Origin of the sequence: Thomasclavelia sp. (assembly GCF_047249845.1) — a bacterium.
In the GTDB taxonomy this organism is placed as follows: Bacteria; Bacillota_I; Bacilli_A; order Erysipelotrichales; family Coprobacillaceae; genus Thomasclavelia.
This window is the reverse complement of sequence record NZ_JBKTWO010000177.1, coordinates 1-1,660: the sequence shown is the minus strand read 5'-3', so window position 1 is coordinate 1,660 and position 1,660 is coordinate 1. Positions and strand designations below refer to the sequence as shown.

2 protein-coding genes are annotated in these 1,660 nt (G+C 30.3%); both read left to right on the top strand.

Annotated elements, in window-relative coordinates; genetic code table 11:
• The first annotated feature begins 47 nt into the window (after positions 1-47).
• Positions 48-788: a glucosamine-6-phosphate deaminase gene (locus ACLR9T_RS14540; RefSeq protein WP_413110166.1), complete on the top strand. Its 741-nt coding sequence runs from the start codon at positions 48-50 to the stop codon at positions 786-788.
• Positions 788-1,333 carry a histidine phosphatase family protein gene (locus ACLR9T_RS14535; protein ID WP_413110165.1) on the top strand — a complete coding sequence of 182 codons (546 nt, stop codon included), beginning with the start codon at positions 788-790 and terminating at the stop codon, positions 1,331-1,333. Before ACLR9T_RS14540 ends, ACLR9T_RS14535 begins: the two co-directional genes overlap by 1 nt.
• Positions 1,334-1,660: the final 327 nt, after the last annotated feature.

Sequence of the window (1,660 nt, the reverse complement as noted above, 5' to 3'; positions counted from 1 at the left end):
AGATAAACTAAACTATCAATTAGAAGTCAATGAGGAGGAAAAATAAAATGAGAATTATTGTTACTGATACATATGAAGAAATGAGTGATATGGCGATAAATTATTTGATGCCTCAAATGATAAAAAAACATCGAGTTAACCTAGCCATCACAGCAGGGTCTACGCCAATTAGAATGTATGAAAAATTAGTACCTTTAGTTAAAGATAAAAGATATTTTGATAATGTTCATTATTATAATTTTGATGAAATTCCTTTTAATAATTCTGATCGTGAGGGAGTAACTATTTCTAATTTAAGAAAATATTATTATAGTAAGGCTAATATTAAAGAAGAACAAATTCACAAATTAACAATTGATAATTATCAACACTATGACGAGATGATTAAACAAGATGGGGGTTTAGATTTATTGATTTTAGGCTTGGGCTATGATGGGCATTTTTGTGGTAATTCACCAAGAAAAACAAAATGGGATAACTTAACAGTTAAACTACCAATTTTTAAAGAACATTTTCAATCAATTGCCAATAGTGAATTTGATGGAGAATTGGCGGCAGTACCTGATTATTTTGTGACAATGGGACCACGTAGTGTAATGATGGCACGACAATTAGTAATGATTGTTAACGGCAAACACAAGGCTAGTATAGTTAAAAGAGTTATCGAGGGAGAAATTGATGAAATGATACCAGCCACAATTCTTAAATTACATCCAGATTTAACTATAATTATGGATCAGGATGCAGCTAGTGAATTGGATTCAACGACACTTGAGGAGTGGAGATAATGAAAAATTTGTATTTAGTACGTCATGGGGAAACATTGTTTAATCAAAGACGTAAAATACAGGGTTGGTGTGATTCACCACTAACCAGTAATGGCAAAAAGCAGGCTTTGCAAGTTAAAGAAAAATTATCAGGAATTGAAATTGATCATTATTATTGCATCTATGCTAGTAGAAGCAGTGAGACGATGGAGTTAATTACTGAACATAACTATACTAGAATTATGGAATTAAAAGAGCGAGGTTTTGGTCTTTTTGAAGGAGAAAGCGAAGATTTAAATCCACCTTTAGAAAAGTTTGATGAATTTTTTCCATTATACGGTGGTGAAACTACGGAGATGGTACAATCTCGAATCAATGATGCTTTAATAGAAATTATGGAACGGGATGATCATCAAAATGTATTAGTGGTTAGTCATGCTGGGGCAATGTTCTTTTTCAGTCAGTTATATTGTAATGATACATTGCCTAAAATGACTAATGGCTGTACTTTGCATTATCAATATCATAATCATCAATTTAAATTAATAGAAGTTATTAATATCTAGGCAATTGAGGCTAATGAACTTATATATAGGCTGTGAAAAAGCCTTTGATATACGTTTCTAACAAAGTATTTATTTATAAGCAATGCCTAAACTTAAAGCAAAATGGAAGACTAACCTTCCTCTACTTCCCTTATAAGAAAAGCATAACTTTTATTAAGTTTAAGTTTTAGTATAGGACTTATACTGAAATTATCAGTTATGCTTTTTCATTTGCAATGAAAGTTGTTTATAGTATAGGTGCATACAAATGGAAACAAAAATCTATATATTCCTATCTAGAATATAAAACAAATTTATAAGATACTCATAAATTTATGAGTATCTTAT

What these genes read in the sequence shown, in the direction of transcription:
- ACLR9T_RS14540 (WP_413110166.1), top strand. Translation starts at nt 48, where the DNA reads ATGAGAATTATTGTTACTGATACATATGAAGAAATGAGTGATATGGCG.
- ACLR9T_RS14535 (WP_413110165.1), top strand. Translation starts at nt 788, where the DNA reads ATGAAAAATTTGTATTTAGTACGTCATGGGGAAACATTGTTTAATCAA.